Origin of the sequence: Enterobacter sp. ECC-219 (genome assembly GCF_043966805.1) — a bacterium.
Classification (GTDB): Bacteria; Pseudomonadota; Gammaproteobacteria; order Enterobacterales; family Enterobacteriaceae; genus Enterobacter; species Enterobacter cloacae_N.
Map to the genome: position 1 here is coordinate 1,035,182 of NZ_CP143680.1, position 23,226 is coordinate 1,058,407.

Consider the following 23,226-nt stretch of genomic DNA (forward strand, 5'->3'; position numbering starts at 1 on the left):
TCTCAGATGAAGTGCTTACGCAAACGTTGAGAGAGGAAATCCAGCAGGCTGACGGTGACGATGATGAGCACCATCAGGGCGCAGGTTTGCTGGAACTGGAAACCGCGAATCGCTTCCCACAGGGTGACGCCAACCCCGCCTGCGCCCACCATACCCACGACGGTGGCGGAGCGGACGTTGGACTCAAAGCGGTACAGAGAGTAAGAGATCAGCAGCGGCATCACCTGCGGCAGGACGCCGTAAAGGATCTCTTCGATTTTGTTGGCGCCGGTTGCGCGGATGCCTTCCACCGGGCCGGGCTCGATGGCTTCGACCGCTTCGGACAGTAGTTTGGAAAGTACGCCGGTGGTGTGGATGAACAGCGCCATGACGCCCGCGAACGGACCCAGGCCAACGGCCACCACGAACAGCATCGCAAAGACCATTTCATTGATGGCGCGGCAGGCGTCCATCAGGCGGCGCATCGGCTGGTAGACCCACCACGGCACGATGTTTTCAGCGCTCATCAGGCCAAACGGAATGGAGAGAATGACGGCAAGGGCAGTACCCCAGACGGCGATTTGCAGAGTGACCGCCATTTCGCTGAGGTAGTCCTGCCACTGGCTGAAGTCCGGCGGGAAGAAGTCGGCGGCGAAGGTGGCCATGTTGCCGGAATCTTTGAAGAGCAGCAGCGGATCCATTTCTGCGCCCTTCCAGGAGATAACCAGCACCGCCAGCAGAATGGCCCAGCTGATGAGCGAGAACCAGCTGCGCTTTGGCGGCGGGAGGGTGATGGTTTGCATGTTGACTCCTTTGGGTTATGTCCCCTCTCCCACAGGGAGAGGGAGAAAAGCACTACTGCACCGCTTTATTCACGCTGGTCATCGCGCCGATCGCGGCGGTCAGGCGGTCGAGGTCTTCCAGTTGAGCCTGGATTTCAGACACTTTGCTGGTCTTCTCCTCGTCCTTCAGCCCTTTGTTGTCCTTCACGGCCTGCATCTGCTTAAACAGAGCCAGCTGGCGAATCGGGACCAGCTGCAGATCGCTGGACGCACGGAACGGCGCCCAGCCCAGACGTTCCAGAACCGCTTTCTCTTCCGGCGTTTTGCCGTAGTTCATAAAGAAGTCGTAGACCTTGTCCTTGGTGCTTTCGGAGAGATTTTTGCGCCAGACGATCGGGTCGCCAGGGATCAGCGGCGATTTCCAGATGACCTTCAGCTCTTTCAGCTTGTCCGGCGCGGAGGTCTTCAGCTTGTCGAGGTTTTCTGTGTTGTTGGTGGCAACGTCCACCTGCTTGTTCGCCACGGCCAGCGCGTTGGTTTCGTGCCCGGCGTTCACCGTGCGTTTGAAGTCGCTGGTGGAGATGTTGTTTTTCGCGAAGACGTAGTAGCCGGGAACGAGGAAGCCGGAGGTGGAGTTCGGATCGCCGTTACCAAAAGTCAGCTCTTTGCGTTTGGCGATCATGTCGTTGAGGGTGTTGATCGGGCTGTCTTTGTTGACGATCAGTACGCTCCAGTAGCCAGGGGAGCCATCTGCCGCAACGGTCTGGGCAAAGACCTGGCCGTTGGCGCGGTCCACCGCTTCCATCGCCGAGAGGTTACCGTACCAGGCAATGTCCACTTTGTTGAAGCGCATTCCCTGGATGATGCCCGCGTAGTCCGGGGCGAAAAAGGCGTTTACTTTGATCCCCAGCCTGGTTTCCATATCTTTCAGGAACGGTTCCCACTGAGGCTTCAGGTTCTGCTGTGATTCCGTCGAAATAATGCCGAAATTCAGCGCTTTTTCCTGCTCTTCCGCATACGCCGGGCTTAACAGGGTGCTGATGCTGAACATGCTGGTAAAGGCCAGCGCGGCAACGGCTTTATAGTTCATTTCCATTCCTCGTTATGGGGACGTTATGCAGCCTGCGCGCGCTCTTCGACGCGGTTTACGCTGCGGTAGAGATGATCTAAACGTTCGTTATCAAACTGATGGCTCGCGCCATCAAAGAAGACATGCCCCTGCCGCAGGGCGACAATGCGCTCGCAGTAGCGCAGGGCGTAATCCACCTGATGCAGCGTGACCACCACGGTAATGCCGTCGTTCTGGTTGATGTCGCGCAGGGTTTCCATCACGATGCGCGCCGATTCCGGGTCCAGCGAGGCGATAGGCTCGTCGGCCAGAATGATTTGCGCTTTCTGCATCAGCGCGCGGGCGATGGCGACGCGCTGCTGTTGTCCACCGGAGAGGGTGGAGACGCGCTGGTGGGCGAAGTGCGCCATGCCGACGCGGGTCAGCGCCTGTAAGGCTTCCTGCTTCTGGGATGGGGAGAACCAGCGCAGGCAGGTGCGCCAGAACGGGGTGCTGCCGAGGGCGCCAATCAGCACGTTCTCCAGCACCGTAAGACGGTTCACCAGGTTGAACTGCTGGAAGATGTAGCCCGTCCGGGCGCGGCTTTTTCGAATATCGCTCGCCAGACGCCCTGCGCGCTGCACGGTGTTGCCCAGCAGCTCGATGTGGCTTTCCGGCGTTTTATCGCAGGTAATGAGGCCGCTTAAGTGGCGTAAAAGGGTGGATTTTCCCGAACCAGACGGCCCGAGAAGCGCCACCATGTCGCCCTGCTGGACGGTCAGATCAACGGCATGCAGCGCCTTGTTGTGATTGAAGGTTTTGCTCAGTTTCTCGACGCGGATAACAGTTTGCATGTGCTGGGCCTCACGATAAATGTGGCCTCATGCTGGCGCATCAATATGACATTTGGGTTAAGTGCAGGTTGCGGGAGTTTGAAGAGTTGAGGGGAGTTTGATGACAGGCGGAGGCAGACCGCCCACCGCCCGAAAATTAGTGCTGTTGCTTAACGACGTTAATCATCCACGGCACGCCGTATTTGTCGGTGACCTTACCGAAGCCGTGCGCCCAGAAGGTTTCCTGCCAGGCCATTTCGATATTGCCCCCATCGGCGAGGTTGTCGAACCAGCGCTTGCCTTCCGACACATCCTGCGTGTCGAGCACCAGCGTGAAGCCCGCGTACTGTGCGCTGCTGCCCGGCGGCAGCCCGTCGCTCATCATGATATCGCTGCCCGCAATGCGGACATTGGAGTGGGCGATAGCCGAATCCGGAAACTGCATGCCGGACGGACAGCCTTCTTCGCTGTTATCGCTTTTTGGCATTTCGCCGAAGGTTATTTTATAGAGGAGTTCTGCGCCGACGGCCTGCTGATAGAAGGCGGTAGCCTCTGCACAGTTGCCGGCGAAAGAGATGTAGGGACTTAACGGCATAATCTTTACCTCACGTAAGAAAAGCCCGTTAAGTGTAGTTCCCGAAAGCCCGGTAAGCGAAGCGCCACCGGGCGGGTAAATCAGTTCTTTTTCACGAACTCAGATTTCAGTTTCATTGGACCGAAGCCGTCAATTTTGCAGTCGATATTATGATCGCCTTCAACCAGACGGATATTCTTCACTTTGGTACCAATCTTCAGCATGGAAGAGCTGCCTTTCACCTTCAGATCTTTGACCACGGTTACGCTGTCGCCATCCGCCAGCAGATTGCCGTTCGCATCTTTGACGACCAGCGCATCAGCATCCTGCGCTAGCTCGGCATCATTCCATTCGTGTGCGCATTCCGGGCAGATGAACATGCCATTATCTTCATAGGTGTATTCAGAATTGCATTTTGGACAGTGTGGGAGTTGCATATCGGTATCCTCAAAAGTGTTAACGCGCTGGAAAGTGCCAGCTTAATGACGGCAGAGTGCCGAAAAAGGCGGCAAGTATAGCGCAAATCCACACGTTTGTCGGTGATATTGTGAATTTAAAAAACGCAGAAAATGTATTGTGAGTGACACTTACTGTCAGTCAGCTAAGCGATGCTAACGTCATTAACACGGTGGAAAGAGAAGTCGCTAAATATATCGAATATTTTATTACGGCAAATTGCTACGCACCTTCATTTCAGATAAGGTGAAGCAACACATTGTTATTTATCTTCGAACTTTGCTGCCATACATTTCTTATGGCGGCGGCCTATCCCTCTCTTTTTAGGTGGGTAAATAATGATGATATATCCTGGAGCTTCTTAAAATGGGTCAGGCTTTTTATCTTTTGGCTTCCGGGCCTTGAGGAGAGCTTTACACGCCATGCAGGGATAGCCATTTATTTCTGATTATCTTCAATCAGTTATATTCCGGTGAACATGTTTTCCACACGTGATCATATAAGCCTGAACATTATAATTAAAACAAGTGGCTTAATAAAAGTAATAAATTTGCGTTAAGGAAAGGCTTTTATCATGCACACACAGACCATTTTTGAATTAAGCCAGGAAGCTGAACGTTTGTTACAGCTCGCCCTGCAAAATCTCGATACCCTGAGGTCAATGCCGACAGCGATGCTGGAGAACACGACGGCGGCTATTACGGGAGAAAAGAACAACGTTCTGCCTTTGCATTTTAGTGCGCGGGGCGTTGAAGCACAGCAGGCAACTCTGAATAATGAATTACGCAAAATAACACGTCTGGAAATGGTTCTGGCTATCGTTGGCACGATGAAAGCGGGGAAATCGACCACCATTAATGCCATTATAGGTACCGAAGTGTTGCCGAACCGCAACCGCCCAATGACGGCGCTTCCTACGCTGATCCGTCATACGCCAGGCCAGAAGGAGCCGGTGCTCCACTTCTCACATGCCTCTCCTATTGATGATTTGATCCACCTGCTGCAGAAAAAGCTCTGCGATTACGATCGCGGCAAGCTGGCTTTGCATCTGGAAATTGATAAGGACATGAATACGCTGCTTGAACGCATTGAGAGAGGCGAGGCCTTTGAAAAGCATCATCTGGGCGCGCAGCCAATATTTCATTGCCTGAAAAGTCTCAATGACCTGGTGAGACTCTCCCAGGCGCTGGGCGTGGCGTTTCCGTTTTCCGAATACGCGGCCATCGAACATATTCCGGTGATTGAAGTGGAGTTCGTGCATCTTGCGGGTCTGGATGCCCACCTCGGGCAGTTGACGCTGCTCGATACCCCCGGCCCCAATGAGGCTGGACAACCGCATCTGCAAAAAATGCTTAGCGAACAGCTCGCCCGCGCGTCGGCGGTGCTGGCGGTGATGGATTATACCCAGCTAAAATCTATTTCTGATGAAGAGGTCCGTCAGGCTATTTCGGTGGCGGGGAAATCAGTGCCTCTTTATGCGCTGGTGAATAAATTCGACCAGAAGGATCGCAATAGCGACGATGAAGAGCAGGTCAGGGCGATGATCTCTGGCACCTTAATGAAAGGCAATATTTCGCCTGGCCAGATCTACCCTGTTTCATCTATGTGGGCGTATCTGGCAAACCGCGCGCGCTACGAAATGAATAGCCACGGACGCCTGCCGGATCATCAGGAGCAGCCCTGGGTGCAGGATTTTGCCGAAGCTGCCCTCGGACGCCGCTGGCGTACGGCGGACCTGGACGATATTGACCATATCCGTCACGCAGCCGATTTGCTGTGGGAAGATTCGCTGTTTGAACAACCGATACGCAAACTGATTTACGCCGCCTATGCCAATGCCTCGTTATTCGCGCTGCGTTCGGCGTCGCATAAGTTGCTCAACTACGCGCAGAATGCCCGGGAGTATCTCGACTTCCGCTATCAGGGGCTGACGGTGGCCTTTGAGGCGCTGGAAATGAACATCGCGCGTCTTGAAGAAGATATGGCGCTGCTGCAAACGCGTCAGCGCGCGGTGAGCGATGAGGTGAAACATGAAGTTGAGCAGGCGCTGAACGCTACCGCGGACTTTATGGGGGCCCAGAAAACGGCGCTTCATCAGTCGATTGATCAGGTTTTCAGCACTCACAATATTCTTGATTTGGCAGGCATTGACCGGCTGAATCACCGCAGTGACGAACCGCAAGAGCTGAAACAGCTGGTTCTGGATGATGAAGGGCAGGCGCAGATCGCGCTGAGTAAAATTCGCTCCTCCTGTGAACTGATCATGCTGGATGCGCAGACGAAAATCTGCAGGGAGCTGGCGTTACGCTTCGATCAGCTGGAATCTACGCTGGCGCGTTCGCTGAATGAAGCTATGCGCCCCATTGAAACGCGTATTAAAGAGCATCTGAGCCATGCCGGCTTCCGGGCGCGGATCAGCTTCCCGGCTTTTCAGGCTAACCAGCTTAATTTCAATACGCGGTCCCTGTTTAACGATGCTATTGCGGAGGATAACCGCCCGGCAGGTCAGCCTTCCGCCGGGAGCAGTATGCGTGAAACCGTTTCGCGGTGGCTGAATAATCCTGGCTGGGGCTGGGATGATTATGTGGTCACGCGCACGCGCTATGTTATCGACATTGCGCAGCTGCATGACAAATTTAAGCAACATATTGATCAGTTTTGTGAACAAATACGTAAAGCTTTGTCCGCTCAGGTCGATGTCTCTGTTACGGCCGGAATGGCGACATTCTTTGCAGAATTTTCGTTATGCCTGACCGGCTTACAGGAAAGCTTGCGTGATAGCCTCGCAGTGCGTCAACAAAATGAGCATTCGACCCGAGCGCTCAGCCAGCTGTTGAAGCAAAGCATTACGACTGCGGCGTGGATTCAGGAAGATACCCGACTGTTACGCGATGATATTCAAACACTATTCGCGGCAGAGCAACCATGACAACACAGCTACTGGACGGTCCCGGGCGGACGCTGGAGTGTATTCATCCCAAGTTTATGGTCGATCTTGTGCAGGGCGTGGACGCGGCGCGATATCCCCATCTGGGGCCGCAGCAGCTGCAGTTTCGTGAGCGTTTGACTCAGGAAATCATGACGCACACTCGGCTACGGCCCTGGGCGATGGCGGGAATGCTTAATGAGAACGCGGCCCTGCGCCTGGGGCTGGCGGAAAAACTTGCCGGCATGCTGGATCCGGGCCATCTCGCGCTGACGCTGATGGCCGATAAACTGATTGCGCTGCGCCAGCAGGCCCACTTGCGCGCTCAGCCATCCCCCGGCCTGCTTGAGCAGTACGCGCAGCTCTCCTCTCATTTTACCCAACGTGCTGCCTATAAAGAAAAGGCGCTGACCCAGCGTGGACTGACGGTACAGGCGGGCGAGCACAGTGAACAAATTTTCACCCGCTGGCGAGCCGGCCACTATGATGGCTGGTCTTTGGCCGGGCGCTGCTTCATCGTCCTCGAAGAGCTGCGCTGGGGAGCATTTGGCGATGCATGCCGTCTGGCGAACGACGATGTGTCGGCAATGCTCAAGGATAATTTACGCAGCATGGCTGCCAACTACCTGGCTCAGGGCATCAATGCGTCTCCCACGACGCGCCATTTTTATCATCAGTGGCTGACTACGCCCGCTTCGGCGGGTTTAATCGATCATAAAGACATGCTGGGCTGGCTCGGCGACTGGTGTCAGGCGGATGCACACCCGGTGAGCTGGTCAGTAACGCAAAGCTGGCAGACCGTCGCGCTGGGTATGCCGAGGCTGTGTTCGGCAAAACGGCTGGTGGATGCGATGGTGGAGGAGATTTTTGGTTGACCCCCCCTCACCCTGACCCTCTCCCCATAGGGGAGAGGGTCAGGGTGCGGTGTGTTAATGATGAAGTTCTACAGTTTCCTGTTCTAATTCCTGCTTGGGTGCATTTCCGTAGCGTTTTGCGTACAGCGCTGTGATGATGGGCACCAGGATCGCGGTGACAATCACGCTGGCGGCAACCAGTGCCGTCGCGGAAGCGGCTACCGGTTCAAAGGCCGGGTTTATCTGGGCAATAATTACCGGGTTTGCGACGGCAGCGCCTGCGGCTGAAGAGGCGGCAACGCCCGCTGTGCCGTTTCCTCCCCCGATCACGCGGTCGGCAATAATCAGCGGAATACCGGTGATGATGATAACCGCGACACCCAGCACAATCCCCAGCAGTCCCGTATCAAGGATCACGTTCAGGTTGATGGTGTTGCCCAGCGCAAAGCCAAAGAACGGGATCAGCACTGGCGTAGCTTTGCTGAAGAAATCACGCAGATCGTGATCCAGATTACCCAGGGCAAAACCGATTAGAAACGGCAGGATCGCGCCGACAAAGTGGTGCGGCTCAAAAGAAGCCAGGCCAGCGGACCCCAGGATCAGCATCGTCATGAGCGGGCCGGATTCCAGAGACATCAAAACAAATGCGCCGGACTCCTCTTTCGTTCCGTACTGGTTCATCAGGCTGGCATACAGCCCGCCGTTGGTCATATCCATCGCCGAGACAATCGCCAGGACGGATAGCCCGGCGAAGAAACCGGTCTGAATTCCATTTTCCGGAATGAACATCGCGCATATCATTGCGACAACCCAGGCGACCGCTATTTTGGTTATCACCAGCGTTCCGGATTTGCGTAATACGGTACCCGTAGCGCGTAAATTAATGGATGCGCCGATACAAAAGAACCAGACGGCCAGGATGGGAACGGTACCCGTAATCATCCCTTTTGTGAAACCACCAAAATAAGCCCCGGTATCAGGTGCTAATGTATTCAGAATGGCTCCGAGTACCAGCGGCACCAGCATCATACCACCCGGTATACGTTCTATCGTGGCTTTAATCTTCATATACAACCCTCATAATTTTTACCACTCGTGGCGAGCGGCAGGTGTAAATAAAAAATCAATAAATTCAAGTTGATGAAGGGTTTTTTGATGGTTTGTATTTGATAACCCCGCAACCAAAATGCAGTAAGTGCTCTTCTTTTCTCTTGCCAGAAAGCACCTGGTGCTATGTTTCGGGAATTATCATGCGATCGCTGGAATAATGATTCAATGAAAATAAAACGATGTTTTAGTTATCTGTATCACATATTGAATGTAAACTTTACGACGCGTTCTGTCAGGTGAGGTTTTATGTAAATCTCTTGTAAAAATTTGCCTTTATATTCCGGGATAAAAAGAAAACGGATCATGCTGAAAATCATTATCCTGGGAAGGGTTGAGAAAGGTCTTATTTGCGGAAGTTGACAAATGCTGTCTTCACTTTACGCAGCATAAATATATGTGTGAAGTTGATCACAAATATAAACGCTGGTAGGGTAAAAAGGTCATTAACTGCCCAGACAGGCGTCAACAGGTTCGGTTGTATCGACGGAAAACGTCAATGTAAGTAAACCTGCTACGCTTGAATAAGGCGATTCGCATGGAGCGGATCCCATGGTTCGCAGCACGCTAACTGGACTGTGAAACAGACAGGGCCGAGTCAACGAGGATAGCTATGCTAAGAAGGAAAAAGGTTAAACCCATCACACTGCGCGACGTCACCATTATTGATGACGCAAAACTGCGTAAAGCCATTACCGCAGCCTCGCTTGGTAATGCGATGGAATGGTTCGATTTTGGTGTCTATGGCTTTGTCGCCTACGCGTTAGGTAAAGTGTTCTTCCCCGGGGCTGACCCCAGCCTGCAGATGATTGCCGCACTGGGTACGTTCTCTGTTCCCTTCCTCATTCGCCCGCTGGGCGGTCTGTTCTTCGGTATGCTCGGTGACAAATACGGTCGCCAGAAAATACTTGCTATCACCATTGTCATTATGTCGATCAGTACGTTCTGTATCGGCCTGATTCCGTCCTACGCCACGATCGGCATCTGGGCACCTATTCTGCTGTTGCTTTGTAAGATGGCGCAGGGCTTCTCCGTCGGGGGCGAGTATACCGGTGCGTCGATCTTCGTCGCGGAGTATTCCCCTGACCGTAAGCGCGGCTTCATGGGCAGCTGGCTGGACTTTGGTTCGATTGCCGGATTTGTGATGGGCGCGGGCGTCGTGGTTCTGATTTCAACCGTGGTCGGTGAGGAGAACTTCCTCGACTGGGGCTGGCGTATCCCGTTCTTTATCGCGCTTCCGCTGGGTATTATCGGTCTTTACCTGCGTCACGCGCTGGAAGAGACGCCTGCCTTCCAGCAGCACGTTGAGAAACTGGAGCAAGGTGACCGCGAAGGCCTGCAGGATGGTCCGAAAGTCTCCTTTAAAGAGATTGCGACGAAGCACTGGCGCAGCCTGCTGACCTGTATTGGTCTGGTGATTTCCACCAACGTCACTTATTACATGCTGCTGACCTACATGCCGAGCTATCTGTCGCATAACCTGCACTACTCGGAAGATCACGGCGTGCTGATCATTATCGCCATCATGGTGGGTATGCTGTTCGTGCAGCCAATTATGGGTCTGCTGAGCGACCGCTTTGGCCGTCGACCGTTTATCATCCTGGGGAGTGTGGCGCTGTTTGCGCTGGCGATCCCGGCCTTTATTCTGATCAACAGTAACGTGCTGGGTTTGATTTTCGCGGGTCTGCTGATGTTGGCGGTGATCCTGAACTGCTTTATCGGGGTGATGGCATCTACGTTACCTGCGATGTTCCCGACGCACATTCGTTATAGCGCACTGGCGGCAGCGTTCAACATCTCCGTTCTGATTGCTGGCCTGACGCCTACGCTTGCTGCCTCTCTGGTGGAAAGCACGCAGAATCTGATGATGCCAGCCTATTACCTGATGGTTATCGCGGTAGTCGGTCTGGCGACCGGCCTGACCATGAAGGAGACGGCAAACCGTCCTCTGAAAGGGGCGACGCCTGCGGCATCCGATATTCAGGAAGCGAAAGAGATCCTGCGCGAGCATTACGACAACGTTGAGCAGAAGATTGAGGATATCGACGCAGAGATTGAAGAGCTGCAGAAGAAACGCTCCCGTCTTGTTGATCAACATCCTCGGATTAACGAGTAATAAAGAAACCCGCCAACGGCGGGTTTTCTTTTATTAGCATCCGGCGGCGATGTAGTCGCCGTTGGCGCTGATGGGGATGACCGTCAGGAAAAGAATGGTCGCGAACAGGATCAGGACGACCCCTCCGGCAATTTTAACTGCCGGCACCAGCCATCTTAACGAGCTATTTCCTCCGAACCATGCCACCGTGCGTTCACGGGCATAACGAACCGCCAGTGATAGCCCCATAATAGAGAGTGCCGTTCCTAAAGACATGGTCATAACGGCCGCCATCCCCCAGGTGACAATGCCCAGCGCGTTCGAAAACATCAGAATCATGATCGCACCGTTGCACGGGCGTGCGCCAATAGCCAGAATGACGCCCAGACGCGTTTTCCAGTCACCTTGTGTCAGATCTGCGCCCACGCCATGATGGCCACAGCCACAGCGTTCATTATGCTGATGGAGCGGATTAATGGTGGAGACCGTCATTCTGCGCGGACGCAGGCTCTTCAGCGCCTGGTAAATGATGAAAGCACCAAACGCGCCAATCAGCACGGCGCTTATCTTCTCAACGTACCAGCGGCTGGTACTGATATCGCCTGACGCGAGGTTAAACCCCACCGCCAGAATAAAGACGAACAGAATCGCGCTAACGCCCTGCATCAGGCTGCCAATGAAGGGGACCATGCGGGCGGCCAGCTCGCTCTCCTTATTGGTGGTCAGATAGGTCGTCATTATGAATTTTCCATGCCCCGGCCCGATGGCGTGAAGGACGCCATAGAGGAAAGCGCCCGTTAAGAGCCATAATCCGCCGCTGTACTGGTGGTTGTTAAGCTGCAGCAGATACATCACCAGATAACGGTGCAGGGTAATTTGCGTGGCAAGACACCACTGGATAAAGGCGTTCCAGTGCGTATGCAGGGTAAATCCCGCGAAGAGGATTGCCAGCAATATTAACCCGGCTCCAGGAAGGTGCCAGTCACGGCGCAGGCGTTGTGTATTCATGAAGGGGGCTCTGCGGAGAAGAATATTTGCCGCTAGTATAGATGATCTTCCCTTTCAGTTCGCAGGATCGCACCGGGATCCTGATGTAATTGTGGATAAGTCTGTGTGTAAAAAGGTATAAGGCGGGGTTTTGCTGTGGAATGCAGCAGTCAGTCATTTTTCTGTTATTTAACGGTTGCGGCCTGCGGAGAACTCCCTATAATGCGCCTCCATCGACACGGCGGATGTGAATCACTTCACAGACAACCCGGTCGGTTGAAGAGAAAAAATCCTGAAATAACGGGTTGACTCTGAAAGAGGAAAGCGTAATATACGCCACCTCGCAACGGTGAGCTGAAAGCCGCGTTGCACTGCTCTTTAACAATTTATCAGACAATCTGTGTGGGCACTCAAAGTGACATGGATTCTTAACGTCGCAAGACGAAAAATGAATACCAAGTCTCTGAGTGAACATACGTAATTCATTACGAAGTTTAATTCACGAGCATCAAACTTAAATTGAAGAGTTTGATCATGGCTCAGATTGAACGCTGGCGGCAGGCCTAACACATGCAAGTCGAACGGTAGCACAGAGAGCTTGCTCTCGGGTGACGAGTGGCGGACGGGTGAGTAATGTCTGGGAAACTGCCTGATGGAGGGGGATAACTACTGGAAACGGTAGCTAATACCGCATAACGTCGCAAGACCAAAGAGGGGGACCTTCGGGCCTCTTGCCATCAGATGTGCCCAGATGGGATTAGCTAGTAGGTGGGGTAACGGCTCACCTAGGCGACGATCCCTAGCTGGTCTGAGAGGATGACCAGCCACACTGGAACTGAGACACGGTCCAGACTCCTACGGGAGGCAGCAGTGGGGAATATTGCACAATGGGCGCAAGCCTGATGCAGCCATGCCGCGTGTATGAAGAAGGCCTTCGGGTTGTAAAGTACTTTCAGCGGGGAGGAAGGCGATAAGGTTAATAACCTTGTCGATTGACGTTACCCGCAGAAGAAGCACCGGCTAACTCCGTGCCAGCAGCCGCGGTAATACGGAGGGTGCAAGCGTTAATCGGAATTACTGGGCGTAAAGCGCACGCAGGCGGTCTGTCAAGTCGGATGTGAAATCCCCGGGCTCAACCTGGGAACTGCATTCGAAACTGGCAGGCTAGAGTCTTGTAGAGGGGGGTAGAATTCCAGGTGTAGCGGTGAAATGCGTAGAGATCTGGAGGAATACCGGTGGCGAAGGCGGCCCCCTGGACAAAGACTGACGCTCAGGTGCGAAAGCGTGGGGAGCAAACAGGATTAGATACCCTGGTAGTCCACGCCGTAAACGATGTCGACTTGGAGGTTGTGCCCTTGAGGCGTGGCTTCCGGAGCTAACGCGTTAAGTCGACCGCCTGGGGAGTACGGCCGCAAGGTTAAAACTCAAATGAATTGACGGGGGCCCGCACAAGCGGTGGAGCATGTGGTTTAATTCGATGCAACGCGAAGAACCTTACCTACTCTTGACATCCAGAGAACTTTCCAGAGATGGATTGGTGCCTTCGGGAACTCTGAGACAGGTGCTGCATGGCTGTCGTCAGCTCGTGTTGTGAAATGTTGGGTTAAGTCCCGCAACGAGCGCAACCCTTATCCTTTGTTGCCAGCGGTCCGGCCGGGAACTCAAAGGAGACTGCCAGTGATAAACTGGAGGAAGGTGGGGATGACGTCAAGTCATCATGGCCCTTACGAGTAGGGCTACACACGTGCTACAATGGCGCATACAAAGAGAAGCGACCTCGCGAGAGCAAGCGGACCTCATAAAGTGCGTCGTAGTCCGGATTGGAGTCTGCAACTCGACTCCATGAAGTCGGAATCGCTAGTAATCGTGGATCAGAATGCCACGGTGAATACGTTCCCGGGCCTTGTACACACCGCCCGTCACACCATGGGAGTGGGTTGCAAAAGAAGTAGGTAGCTTAACCTTCGGGAGGGCGCTTACCACTTTGTGATTCATGACTGGGGTGAAGTCGTAACAAGGTAACCGTAGGGGAACCTGCGGTTGGATCACCTCCTTACCTTAAAGAACCTGCCTTTGCAGTGCTCACACAGATTGTCTGATGAAAAGTAAGCAGCAAGGCGTCTTGCGATTGAGACTTCAGTGTCCCCTTCGTCTAGAGGCCCAGGACACCGCCCTTTCACGGCGGTAACAGGGGTTCGAATCCCCTAGGGGACGCCACTTGCTGGTGCGTGAGTGAAAGTCACCTGCCGTCATATCTCAAAACTGACTTACGAGTCATGTTTGAGATATTTGCTCTTTAAAAATCTGGATCAAGCTGAAAATTGAAACGACACACAGTTAATGTGTGTTCGAGTCTCTCAAATTTTCGCAATCAGAAGTGAAACATCTTCGGGTTGTGAGGTTAAGCGACTAAGCGTACACGGTGGATGCCCTGGCAGTCAGAGGCGATGAAGGACGTGCTAATCTGCGAAAAGCGCCGGCGAGGTGATATGAACCTTTGACCCGGCGATGTCCGAATGGGGAAACCCAGTGCAATTCGTTGCACTATCGTTAACTGAATACATAGGTTAACGAGGCGAACCGGGGGAACTGAAACATCTAAGTACCCCGAGGAAAAGAAATCAACCGAGATTCCCCCAGTAGCGGCGAGCGAACGGGGAGCAGCCCGGAGTCTGAATCAGCTTGTGTGTTAGTGGAAGCGTCTGGAAAGTCGCAGGGTACAGGGTGATACTCCCGTACACGAAAGCACACAGGCTGTGAACTCGAAGAGTAGGGCGGGACACGTGGTATCCTGTCTGAATATGGGGGGACCATCCTCCAAGGCTAAATACTCCTGACTGACCGATAGTGAACCAGTACCGTGAGGGAAAGGCGAAAAGAACCCCGGCGAGGGGAGTGAAAAAGAACCTGAAACCGTGTACGTACAAGCAGTGGGAGCACCTTCGTGGTGTGACTGCGTACCTTTTGTATAATGGGTCAGCGACTTATATTCTGTAGCAAGGTTAACCGTATAGGGGAGCCGAAGGGAAACCGAGTCTTAACTGGGCGTTAAGTTGCAGGGTATAGACCCGAAACCCGGTGATCTAGCCATGGGCAGGTTGAAGGTTGGGTAACACTAACTGGAGGACCGAACCGACTAATGTTGAAAAATTAGCGGATGACCTGTGGCTGGGGGTGAAAGGCCAATCAAACCGGGAGATAGCTGGTTCTCCCCGAAAGCTATTTAGGTAGCGCCTCGTGAACTCATCTTCGGGGGTAGAGCACTGTTTCGGCTAGGGGGCCATCCCGGCTTACCAACCCGATGCAAACTACGAATACCGAAGAATGTTATCACGGGAGACACACGGCGGGTGCTAACGTCCGTCGTGAAGAGGGAAACAACCCAGACCGCCAGCTAAGGTCCCAAAGTCATGGTTAAGTGGGAAACGATGTGGGAAGGCACAGACAGCCAGGATGTTGGCTTAGAAGCAGCCATCATTTAAAGAAAGCGTAATAGCTCACTGGTCGAGTCGGCCTGCGCGGAAGATGTAACGGGGCTAAACCATGCACCGAAGCTGCGGCAGCGACGCTTATGCGTTGTTGGGTAGGGGAGCGTTCTGTAAGCCGTTGAAGGTGGCCTGTGAGGGCTGCTGGAGGTATCAGAAGTGCGAATGCTGACATAAGTAACGATAAAGCGGGTGAAAAGCCCGCTCGCCGGAAGACCAAGGGTTCCTGTCCAACGTTAATCGGGGCAGGGTGAGTCGACCCCTAAGGCGAGGCCGAAAGGCGTAGTCGATGGGAAACAGGTTAATATTCCTGTACTTGGTGTTACTGCGAAGGGGGGACGGAGAAGGCTATGTCAGCCGGGCGACGGTTGTCCCGGTTTAAGCGTGTAGGTGTGTGTTCCAGGCAAATCCGGTTCACTTTAACACTGAGGCGTGATGACGAGGCACTACGGTGCTGAAGTGATAAATGCCCTGCTTCCAGGAAAAGCCTCTAAGCATCAGGTAACACGAAATCGTACCCCAAACCGACACAGGTGGTCAGGTAGAGAATACCAAGGCGCTTGAGAGAACTCGGGTGAAGGAACTAGGCAAAATGGTGCCGTAACTTCGGGAGAAGGCACGCTGATATGTAGGTGAAGCCCCTGCGGGCGGAGCTGAAATCAGTCGAAGATACCAGCTGGCTGCAACTGTTTATTAAAAACACAGCACTGTGCAAACACGAAAGTGGACGTATACGGTGTGACGCCTGCCCGGTGCCGGAAGGTTAATTGATGGGGTTAGCGGCAACGCGAAGCTCTTGATCGAAGCCCCGGTAAACGGCGGCCGTAACTATAACGGTCCTAAGGTAGCGAAATTCCTTGTCGGGTAAGTTCCGACCTGCACGAATGGCGTAATGATGGCCAGGCTGTCTCCACCCGAGACTCAGTGAAATTGAACTCGCTGTGAAGATGCAGTGTACCCGCGGCAAGACGGAAAGACCCCGTGAACCTTTACTATAGCTTGACACTGAACACTGGTCCTTGATGTGTAGGATAGGTGGGAGGCTTTGAAGCGTGGACGCCAGTCTGCGTGGAGCCGTCCTTGAAATACCACCCTTTAATGGCTGGTGTTCTAACGTGGACCCGTAATCCGGGTTGCGGACAGTGTCTGGTGGGTAGTTTGACTGGGGCGGTCTCCTCCCAAAGAGTAACGGAGGAGCACGAAGGTTAGCTAATCCTGGTCGGACATCAGGAGGTTAGTGCAATGGCATAAGCTAGCTTGACTGCGAGAGTGACGGCTCGAGCAGGTGCGAAAGCAGGTCATAGTGATCCGGTGGTTCTGAATGGAAGGGCCATCGCTCAACGGATAAAAGGTACTCCGGGGATAACAGGCTGATACCGCCCAAGAGTTCATATCGACGGCGGTGTTTGGCACCTCGATGTCGGCTCATCACATCCTGGGGCTGAAGTAGGTCCCAAGGGTATGGCTGTTCGCCATTTAAAGTGGTACGCGAGCTGGGTTTAGAACGTCGTGAGACAGTTCGGTCCCTATCTGCCGTGGGCGCTGGAGAATTGAGGGGGGCTGCTCCTAGTACGAGAGGACCGGAGTGGACGCATCACTGGTGTTCGGGTTGTCATGCCAATGGCACTGCCCGGTAGCTAAATGCGGAAGAGATAAGTGCTGAAAGCATCTAAGCACGAAACTTGCCCCGAGATGAGTTCTCCCTGACTCCTTGAGAGTCCTGAAGGAACGTTGAAGACGACGACGTTGATAGGTCGGGTGTGTAAGCGCAGCGATGCGTTGAGCTAACCGATACTAATGAACCGTGAGGCTTAACCTTACAACGCCGAAGATGTTTTGGCGGAAGAGACAGAACAATCAATATTCAGCCTGATACAGATTAACAGAATTTGCCTGGCGGCTTTAGCGCGGTGGTCCCACCTGACCCCATGCCGAACTCAGAAGTGAAACGCCGTAGCGCCGATGGTAGTGTGGGGTCTCCCCATGTGAGAGTAGGGAACTGCCAGGCATCAATTAAGAAGAACCCCGTACCGTAAGGTGCGGGGTTTTTTGCTTTGGATGCCAAAAATGCCGGGAGACGGCTTCGCCTTACCCGGCCAGGATCCGCAGGACCGGTAAAAACAGTACCATCCGGCAATGCAGACCGCACGATCCCACGGCAAAGAGAAGCAAGAATATAAAGAAGGGATTTATAAACGCAGAAAAGCAAAAACCCAGCCATAGGCTGGGTTCTTTAAATAGTGGTGCCCGGACTCGGAATCGAACCAAGGACACGGGGATTTTCAATCCCCTGCTCTACCGACTGAGCTATCCGGGCAACGGAGCGCATTAAACCGCAATCGCGCCTTATCGTCAACATTATTTCAGGAAAAGCTGTTCAACTGCTTAAGTTTGCGGCAATCTGTTCGTTTTCGCCGTGAAAATGCACAAATCTTCCAGACAATACCAGCCTGTGAGGCAATGCTGATAACAACAGGAGGGAAGTATGGCAAAAGACTGGCTTGAGCTCCGTCAGCATGCGGATACCGGTATTGAAACGATTAAAGCGCACTTCGAAGGCCATGCCTTCGATCCCCACTGGCACGATAGCTATCTGGTGGGGATTACCCTTTCAGGCACCCAGCAGTTCCACTGTCGTCGCGAACGTCACCGCAGCCATCCGGGTGATGCGTTCTTACTGGAGCCGGGTGAAATTCACGACGGCGACGCGCCTGTGGAAGGGGGCTTTACCTATCTGACCTTCTATCTTGACGAGCAATGGCTGACGCGCACCCTCCGGGGATTATATGAAGCAACGCCAGACCGCTACTCGCTTCACTTTGCTCAAACGCTAACGCGAGAACCTCAGCTGGTCCGTTCTATCGGCGAGACGTTTAACGCGCTGCATAGCGATGAGATGAAAATTGTGCAGCAAAGCACAATGGATAAACTGCTCTCTCAGATCACCTCCCATTGCCACTGGCGTAAGAAACTCCCGTCGCAGCTACAGAGCGCTGCCGTGGCGCACCGCGCACGTGACTATCTTTATGCGCATATCGGCGAGAACGTGGGGCTGTCAGACCTTGCGCGCGAGACGGGCACGGATCGCTTTACGCTGACGCGCTGTTTTAAGCGTGAGTTCAACCTGGCGCCGCACGCCTGGCTTATTCAGCTGCGTCTGGCAAAGGCGCGACAGCTGCTGGCGCACGGCGAGCAGCCTGTTAATGTCGCTACAGCGCTCGGCTTTGCAGACCAGAGCCATCTGGGACGCTGGTTCCAGCGCGCATACCGCATTTCCCCCGCCCACTACCGCCGGTTGTGCACAAACCTTCCAGACGTTTCCAGAAAATAGCGGCACAGTGAGGGCTCTAAGAAAAAAGGAGCCCCCTGTGAGCCTGATGTCTTATCTGCTGTTTGCCTTTGTCGCGTCGATAACGCCCGGTCCGACGAATATTCTTGTTCTCACCAACAGCCAGCACTTTGGCGTGAAAAATACCGTCCCTGCCATTTTGGGGGGATGTATTACGGCGAGTCTGATTGTGCTGATATCGGGTGCCGGCGCCGGGGAGGGGTTGCGCCAGTTTCCTCTGATACGCCAGGCAATGAGTTGGGTGGGCGTGCTGTGGCTCACCTGGATGAGCTGGCAACTGTATCGCGCACCTGCGGCGAATATTGCTGAGAAGGCGCCTCATCGTTTCACGGCGCAAGCCGCAGCGCTGCTGCAGCTGGTGAATCCGAAAACGTGGATGATGGCGCTGGCGGTAGTGAGTCTTTTTGCCCCCGCGAGCATTCACCCGTTAAGAGATATTGCGCTGATGGCGCTATGGTTCTTACTGATTTCTGTGATGTGTTTGATGTGCTGGGCGTGGCTGGGGAAGGCAGTAAGCCGGGTGTTTCGCACCACCGTGGCGATGGTGCGGTTTCAGCGCCTGATGGCGCTATGTCTTCTCATCTCTGCCTGGGCGGGCATGCTGGTCTAGGTCAACGCCCCACCCATACGACACTGGGCAAAGCGCAGAATGTCTTCCGCCAGACGGTGCGCCGTATCCACATCGGCCTGGCTACGGTTCACCAGCATGCGGCTCAAACAGCCCTCCAGTACGAGCTCCATCTGCTTAGCGACCATTGCCGGGTCATCCACTTCAAGCGTTGTCAGCAGTTCATGGGTGAAGTCATGCGCCGCACGTTTTTGCTGATCCGCCAGCTGGTGTATTGGATGGCCAGGATCGGGGTAAAACGTACAGGCAGCAATAAACAGGCAGCCCGGATAACGATTGTTGCTGACGCATTCTGTCAGGGCGGTGTAGCGCGCCAGCAGCTTTTGCTCAGCCGTCAGCTCTGCATTCAACATTAGCTGCCTGCGCCAGATATCCACCTGCTGGCTAAGATAGCGTAGGGCATCATAAAGCAGCGCCTCTTTATCCGGCCAGAAGCGCTTTAGCTCATCCAGAGGGTAATCGATACGGTCGGCTACCATCTCAAGCGTGGTGCTGGCGATCCCTTGAATCTCAAGTAGTTGCAGGGCTTGTCCCAGTACGTCTTCGCGTTGCACGGTTGTCTCCTCCGCTATTCCCAACGGTATGTCCCGTCTAAAGTGTTGTTTACGGTTGGCGATTGCGCAAATGCGCGCTGAATGCCGTTGCATCCATAAACCCGGTTACACGCTGTTCTGGCTGCTCTTCCCCTTGTTCATTAAAGAACAGAATGGTCGGCAGCCCGAGCACGGTAAGGTGTTTAAGCAGGGCCTTATCCTGCGCATTGTTGGCCGTGACGTTTGCCTGGAGCAACACCGTATCTTTCAGGGCGTTTTGCACCTGAGGATCGCTAAAGGTGTATTTTTCAAACTCTTTGCAGGCGACACACCAGTCGGCATAGAGATCGAGCATCACCGGTTTGCCTTTTGCCTGCGCCAGCGCGCTGTTGAGCTCATCGACGTTCTTAACGTGTATAAAGTTTAAATGTGCCTGCGTCTGGCCCACCGGCGAGCCGAAAGCCCAGTCCTGAAGCGGACGCACACTCACCAACGCGGCGGCGAGCAGGAGAATTTGCACCAGACGCATCCACGCTTTTTTGGCCCCCAGGCTGACGATAAACGCCCATGAGAAGAACGCCACGCCGAGCATGGCCCACAGGCGCAGACCCCACGTGTCACCAATAATACGCTCCAGCAGGAACACCGGGAGTGCCAGAATGACAAAGCCAAACGCGGTTTTCACCGTCTCCATCCACGGGCCGCTCTTCGGCAGCAGGCGGTTGCCAAATACCGTCACCAGAATCAGCGGCAGGCCCATACCGAGCGCATAGAGATACAGCGTACCGCCGCCGAGCCACATGTTGCCGCTCTGGGCAATGTACAGCAGGATGGCGCTGAGCGGCGCGGTGGTGCAGGGGGAGCAAATCAATCCGGCGATGGCACCCATTGCGAATACGCCGCCCGCAGAGCCGCCCTGCTGGCGATTGCTCATCAGCGTTAAGCGGGTTTGCAGCGAAGAGGGCAGCTGCAGCGTGAACAGGCCAAACATCGACAGTGCCAGCAGGATAAATACGACGGACAGGCCGATAAGCACGTAAGGGTGCTGGAGCGCCGCCTGGAACTGTAGCCCGGCCGCGGCGACCACGAGCCCGAGCGCCGTGTAGGTGAGCGCCATACCCTGCACGTAGATAAACGCCAGCAGTAGGGCGCGGGCGGTAGAAAGACGCTGTTTGCCGCCCAGCACAATCCCGGAGATAAGCGGATACATCGGCAGCACACACGGGGTAAAGGCAATGCCGATGCCAATCAGTAAGGCCCAAAGCGCTGAGAAAGGAAGGTCGGAAGCAGCTTCGCCTTCACCCCTCATCCTGGCCCTCTCCCCTGAGGGGAGAGGGGAGGCAGCCGCTTTAACTTCACTAAGCGGAACGACCTTCGTTTCTGGTGGGTAGCAGAAGCCCGCATCGGCACAGCCCTGATACGTCACCATCAGCGTGGCGTCTTTATCTGCCTGGTTCACCGTAACGGGCACGCTCAGGCGCTGGCGATAGATTTCACTTTTACCGTAGAACTCGTCCTCGTGCCACTCGCCAGCGGGCATCTGCAACGCGTCGACGCTAGCCTTTGCAGGCGTGATGCTGACCTGCTTGCGGTAGAGATAGTAGCCCTCTTTCACCTGCCAGGTCAGATTGAGATCGTGCTGGTTCTGCTGAAAATCGAAAACAAACGCCTGGTCGGCAGGAATAAAGTTTGAACGGCCGGGTGCGTCAAACAACCCGGCAAATACTGACGTGCTGCACAGCAGCAGGATCAGCGTAAAGAAGCGTTGAGCCATGAGAGATAGTCGTTATCGCCGTGGACCACTGGCAGCACCAGCAGCTCCGGGGTTTGGTAAGGATGATGAGACTTGAGGCAGTCAAGGAGCGCCTGCTGATTCGCCAGATTGGTTTTAAGTAACATCTGGACTTCATACTCCTGCTCCAGCTTGCCTTCCCAGTAATAGAGGGAGGTCGCGCCGGGCAGCAGCGTTACGCAGGCTGCCAGTTTTTCGGCCAGCACTTTGGCGGCGAGATCCTGGGCAGAGGCTTCATCAGGGGCGGTACACAGTACAACAACAGCATCAGGCGTGTTCACAAGTCGACCTCCTCATCACGAAAGTCTTCACTATATCACGCAAGGCGATTGGTCATTAATGAAACGGGCCGCAGAGCGGCCCGATTTTAACTATTTTTACAACGGCTAACCGTTTACAGCACAATGCCGCCGATGATAAAGCCAAGGACGACGCAAAGCGTAATCGCCACGACACCCGGGATCAGGAACGCGTGGTTAAACACGTACTTACCGATGCGGGTTGAGCCGGTATCGTCCATCTCAACCGCCGCCAGCAGGGTTGGGTAGGTTGGCAGAACGAACAGCGCAGAAACGGCGGCAAAAGAGGCAATCGCCGTCAGCGGTGTGACGCCTAACATAAGTGCAGCAGGCATCAACGCTTTGGTGGTGGCGGCCTGGGAGTAAAGCAGCGTCGCGGCAAAGAACAGTACCACTGCCAGCAGCCACGGGTAGTTGTGCAGCAGGTCACCCGCCACGGTCTGGATATCGCTAATATGCGCTTTCACGAAGGTGTCACCGAGCCACGCCACGCCCAGTACGCACACGCAGGCGCTCATGCCGGATTTAAAGGTACTGGCGTTCAGCACTTCGCTGGTGTCGATTTTACAGGTGATGCTAATCAGCGTCGCAATGGTCAGCATGAACACCACAATCGCTTCGTTACGCGGCAGCACCGGGTTCTGAATCAGCCCCACGGTGTCGCTGATGGCGGTCGCGTAGAACATCACGGCGACAATACCGATCAGGAACAGCAGCACGGAGCGTTTCGCGTGCGGCTTCAGCTCGAAGACCTGACTACCGCGCAGGCTCACTTCACCTTTTGCCAGACGCTCCTGGTAAACCGGATCGTCTTTCAGCTCGGCGCCGAGGAAGTTACACAGCACGGCGGTAATCATCACCGCAATCAGCGTAACCGGAATACAGATCGCCAGCAGCGTCAGATAGCTCACGCCCATTGGCTCAAGGATACCCGCGAAGAAGACTACGGCGGCAGAGATTGGCGACGCGGTAATGGCAATCTGAGACGCCACTACAGCAATAGAGAGCGGACGAGACGGGCGAATACCCTGCTCTTTTGCCACTTCAGTAATCACCGGCAGCGTGGAAAATGCCGTGTGGCCGGTTCCCGCGAGAATGGTCATAAACCAGGTCACCAGCGGGGCGAGGAAGGTTATATATTTCGGATGGCGGCGCAGCATGCGCTCCGCCAGGCTCACCAGGTAGTCCATACCGCCTGCGACCTGCATGGCCGCAATAGCAGCAATAACCGCCATGATGATTTCAATAACGTCAAAAGGGATTGCGCCGGGTTTAATCTGAAAGATAAGGGTAAGCACGAGCACCCCGAGGCCGCCGGCAAAACCAATGCCGATACCCCCGAGCCGCGCGCCCAAATAAATCGCCAACAGGACGATGACGAGTTCTGCTCCAAACATAAAGACCTGCCTTGCTTATTAACAAGTTGATATTGAATTGTTGTATTTAGGTAACGCCTAAAAAGAAAAAAGGCACGTCACTTGTGACGTGCCTTTCGGAAG

At 54.3% G+C, this 23,226-nt stretch carries 16 protein-coding genes, 2 tRNA genes and 3 rRNA genes; 9 read left to right on the forward strand and 12 right to left on the reverse strand.

What is annotated here, in order from left to right:
* Positions 1–2 precede the first annotated feature (2 nt).
* The 5 genes from phnE to V1603_RS04830 form a co-directional block, all read right to left on the reverse strand.
* Complete coding sequence (phnE, locus tag V1603_RS04810; RefSeq protein WP_116343878.1) at positions 3–782, reverse strand: phosphonate ABC transporter, permease protein PhnE; 780 nt, start codon at positions 780–782, stop codon at positions 3–5.
* 52 nt (positions 783–834) lie between these two features.
* Positions 835–1,851 (reverse strand): phosphonate ABC transporter substrate-binding protein, encoded by a 1,017-nt coding sequence (phnD, locus tag V1603_RS04815; RefSeq protein ID WP_166709821.1) that lies wholly within the window; start codon positions 1,849–1,851, stop codon positions 835–837.
* Between the two features lie 23 nt (positions 1,852–1,874).
* The gene (phnC, locus tag V1603_RS04820) at positions 1,875–2,663 is read right to left on the reverse strand and encodes a phosphonate ABC transporter ATP-binding protein (protein WP_395313561.1); all 789 of its coding nucleotides are present in this window, start codon (positions 2,661–2,663) and stop codon (positions 1,875–1,877) included.
* A 136-nt stretch (positions 2,664–2,799) separates the two neighbouring features.
* Positions 2,800–3,237, reverse strand: coding sequence for a VOC family metalloprotein YjdN (gene yjdN, locus V1603_RS04825; protein WP_116343881.1), 438 nt, complete (start codon positions 3,235–3,237; stop codon positions 2,800–2,802).
* 80 nt (positions 3,238–3,317) lie between these two features.
* Entirely contained in the window at positions 3,318–3,653 is a 336-nt protein-coding gene (locus V1603_RS04830; protein WP_395313562.1) for a zinc ribbon domain-containing protein YjdM, read from the reverse strand.
* A 593-nt stretch (positions 3,654–4,246) separates the two neighbouring features.
* Between V1603_RS04830 and crfC the strand changes: the two genes are divergently transcribed.
* Positions 4,247–6,601, forward strand: coding sequence for a clamp-binding protein CrfC (gene crfC, locus V1603_RS04835; RefSeq protein ID WP_166709827.1), 2,355 nt, complete (start codon positions 4,247–4,249; stop codon positions 6,599–6,601).
* Positions 6,598–7,473 carry a diguanylate cyclase regulator RdcB family protein gene (locus V1603_RS04840; protein ID WP_116343883.1) on the forward strand — a complete coding sequence of 292 codons (876 nt, stop codon included), beginning with the start codon at positions 6,598–6,600 and terminating at the stop codon, positions 7,471–7,473. Before crfC ends, V1603_RS04840 begins: the two co-directional genes overlap by 4 nt.
* Before the next feature lie 54 nt (positions 7,474–7,527).
* On the opposite strand, the gene kdgT is transcribed toward V1603_RS04840, so the two are convergent.
* Positions 7,528–8,520: a 2-keto-3-deoxygluconate transporter gene (gene kdgT / locus V1603_RS04845; RefSeq protein ID WP_395313563.1), complete on the reverse strand. Its 993-nt coding sequence runs from the start codon at positions 8,518–8,520 to the stop codon at positions 7,528–7,530.
* Between the two features lie 652 nt (positions 8,521–9,172).
* Here kdgT and proP point away from each other — a divergent pair.
* Entirely contained in the window at positions 9,173–10,675 is a 1,503-nt protein-coding gene (proP, locus tag V1603_RS04850) for a glycine betaine/L-proline transporter ProP (RefSeq protein ID WP_041911505.1), read from the forward strand.
* Between the two features lie 33 nt (positions 10,676–10,708).
* Here the strand turns inward: proP and V1603_RS04855 are convergent, their stop codons facing one another.
* Positions 10,709–11,662: a nickel/cobalt transporter gene (locus V1603_RS04855; RefSeq protein ID WP_395313564.1), complete on the reverse strand. Its 954-nt coding sequence runs from the start codon at positions 11,660–11,662 to the stop codon at positions 10,709–10,711.
* A 495-nt stretch (positions 11,663–12,157) separates the two neighbouring features.
* Here V1603_RS04855 and V1603_RS04860 point away from each other — a divergent pair.
* From V1603_RS04860 to rrf, 4 genes are all read left to right on the forward strand, one after another.
* Positions 12,158–13,697: ribosomal RNA gene (locus V1603_RS04860) — 16S ribosomal RNA — on the forward strand.
* A gap of 85 nt (positions 13,698–13,782) precedes the next feature.
* Positions 13,783–13,858: transfer RNA gene (locus V1603_RS04865), tRNA-Glu, on the forward strand.
* Positions 13,859–14,040: 182 nt separating this feature from the next.
* Positions 14,041–16,945, forward strand: a 23S ribosomal RNA gene (locus V1603_RS04870).
* Between the two features lie 73 nt (positions 16,946–17,018).
* Positions 17,019–17,134: ribosomal RNA gene (gene rrf / locus V1603_RS04875) — 5S ribosomal RNA — on the forward strand.
* The 16S, 23S and 5S rRNA genes sit together here with 1 tRNA gene alongside, the layout of an rRNA operon.
* A gap of 233 nt (positions 17,135–17,367) precedes the next feature.
* Here the strand turns inward: rrf and V1603_RS04880 are convergent.
* Positions 17,368–17,443: transfer RNA gene (locus V1603_RS04880), tRNA-Phe, on the reverse strand.
* A gap of 168 nt (positions 17,444–17,611) precedes the next feature.
* On the opposite strand from V1603_RS04880, the gene V1603_RS04885 reads away from it, so the two are divergent.
* A complete protein-coding gene (locus V1603_RS04885; protein ID WP_116344027.1) occupies positions 17,612–18,457 on the forward strand; it encodes an AraC family transcriptional regulator in 846 nt (281 codons plus the stop codon).
* Between the two features lie 46 nt (positions 18,458–18,503).
* On the forward strand, positions 18,504–19,085 hold the full coding sequence (locus V1603_RS04890) for a LysE family translocator (RefSeq protein ID WP_395313969.1): 582 nt from the start codon (positions 18,504–18,506) through the stop codon (positions 19,083–19,085).
* Here the strand turns inward: V1603_RS04890 and V1603_RS04895 are convergent.
* The 4 genes from V1603_RS04895 to V1603_RS04910 all read right to left on the reverse strand — a co-directional run bounded on the left by V1603_RS04895 (position 19,082) and on the right by V1603_RS04910 (position 23,124).
* Entirely contained in the window at positions 19,082–19,657 is a 576-nt protein-coding gene (locus V1603_RS04895; RefSeq protein ID WP_233003385.1) for a transcriptional regulator, read from the reverse strand. The genes V1603_RS04890 and V1603_RS04895 overlap by 4 nt on opposite strands.
* 49 nt (positions 19,658–19,706) lie before the next feature.
* Positions 19,707–21,410 carry a protein-disulfide reductase DsbD gene (locus V1603_RS04900; protein ID WP_395313565.1) on the reverse strand — a complete coding sequence of 568 codons (1,704 nt, stop codon included), beginning with the start codon at positions 21,408–21,410 and terminating at the stop codon, positions 19,707–19,709.
* The gene (gene cutA / locus V1603_RS04905) at positions 21,386–21,709 is read right to left on the reverse strand and encodes a divalent cation tolerance protein CutA (RefSeq protein WP_014168278.1); all 324 of its coding nucleotides are present in this window, start codon (positions 21,707–21,709) and stop codon (positions 21,386–21,388) included. The genes V1603_RS04900 and cutA overlap by 25 nt, the downstream gene beginning before the upstream one ends.
* A 113-nt stretch (positions 21,710–21,822) precedes the next feature.
* Positions 21,823–23,124, reverse strand: a complete 1,302-nt coding sequence (locus V1603_RS04910) for an anaerobic C4-dicarboxylate transporter (RefSeq protein WP_008502949.1) — start codon at positions 23,122–23,124, stop codon at positions 21,823–21,825.
* Between the last annotated feature and the right edge of the window lie 102 nt (positions 23,125–23,226).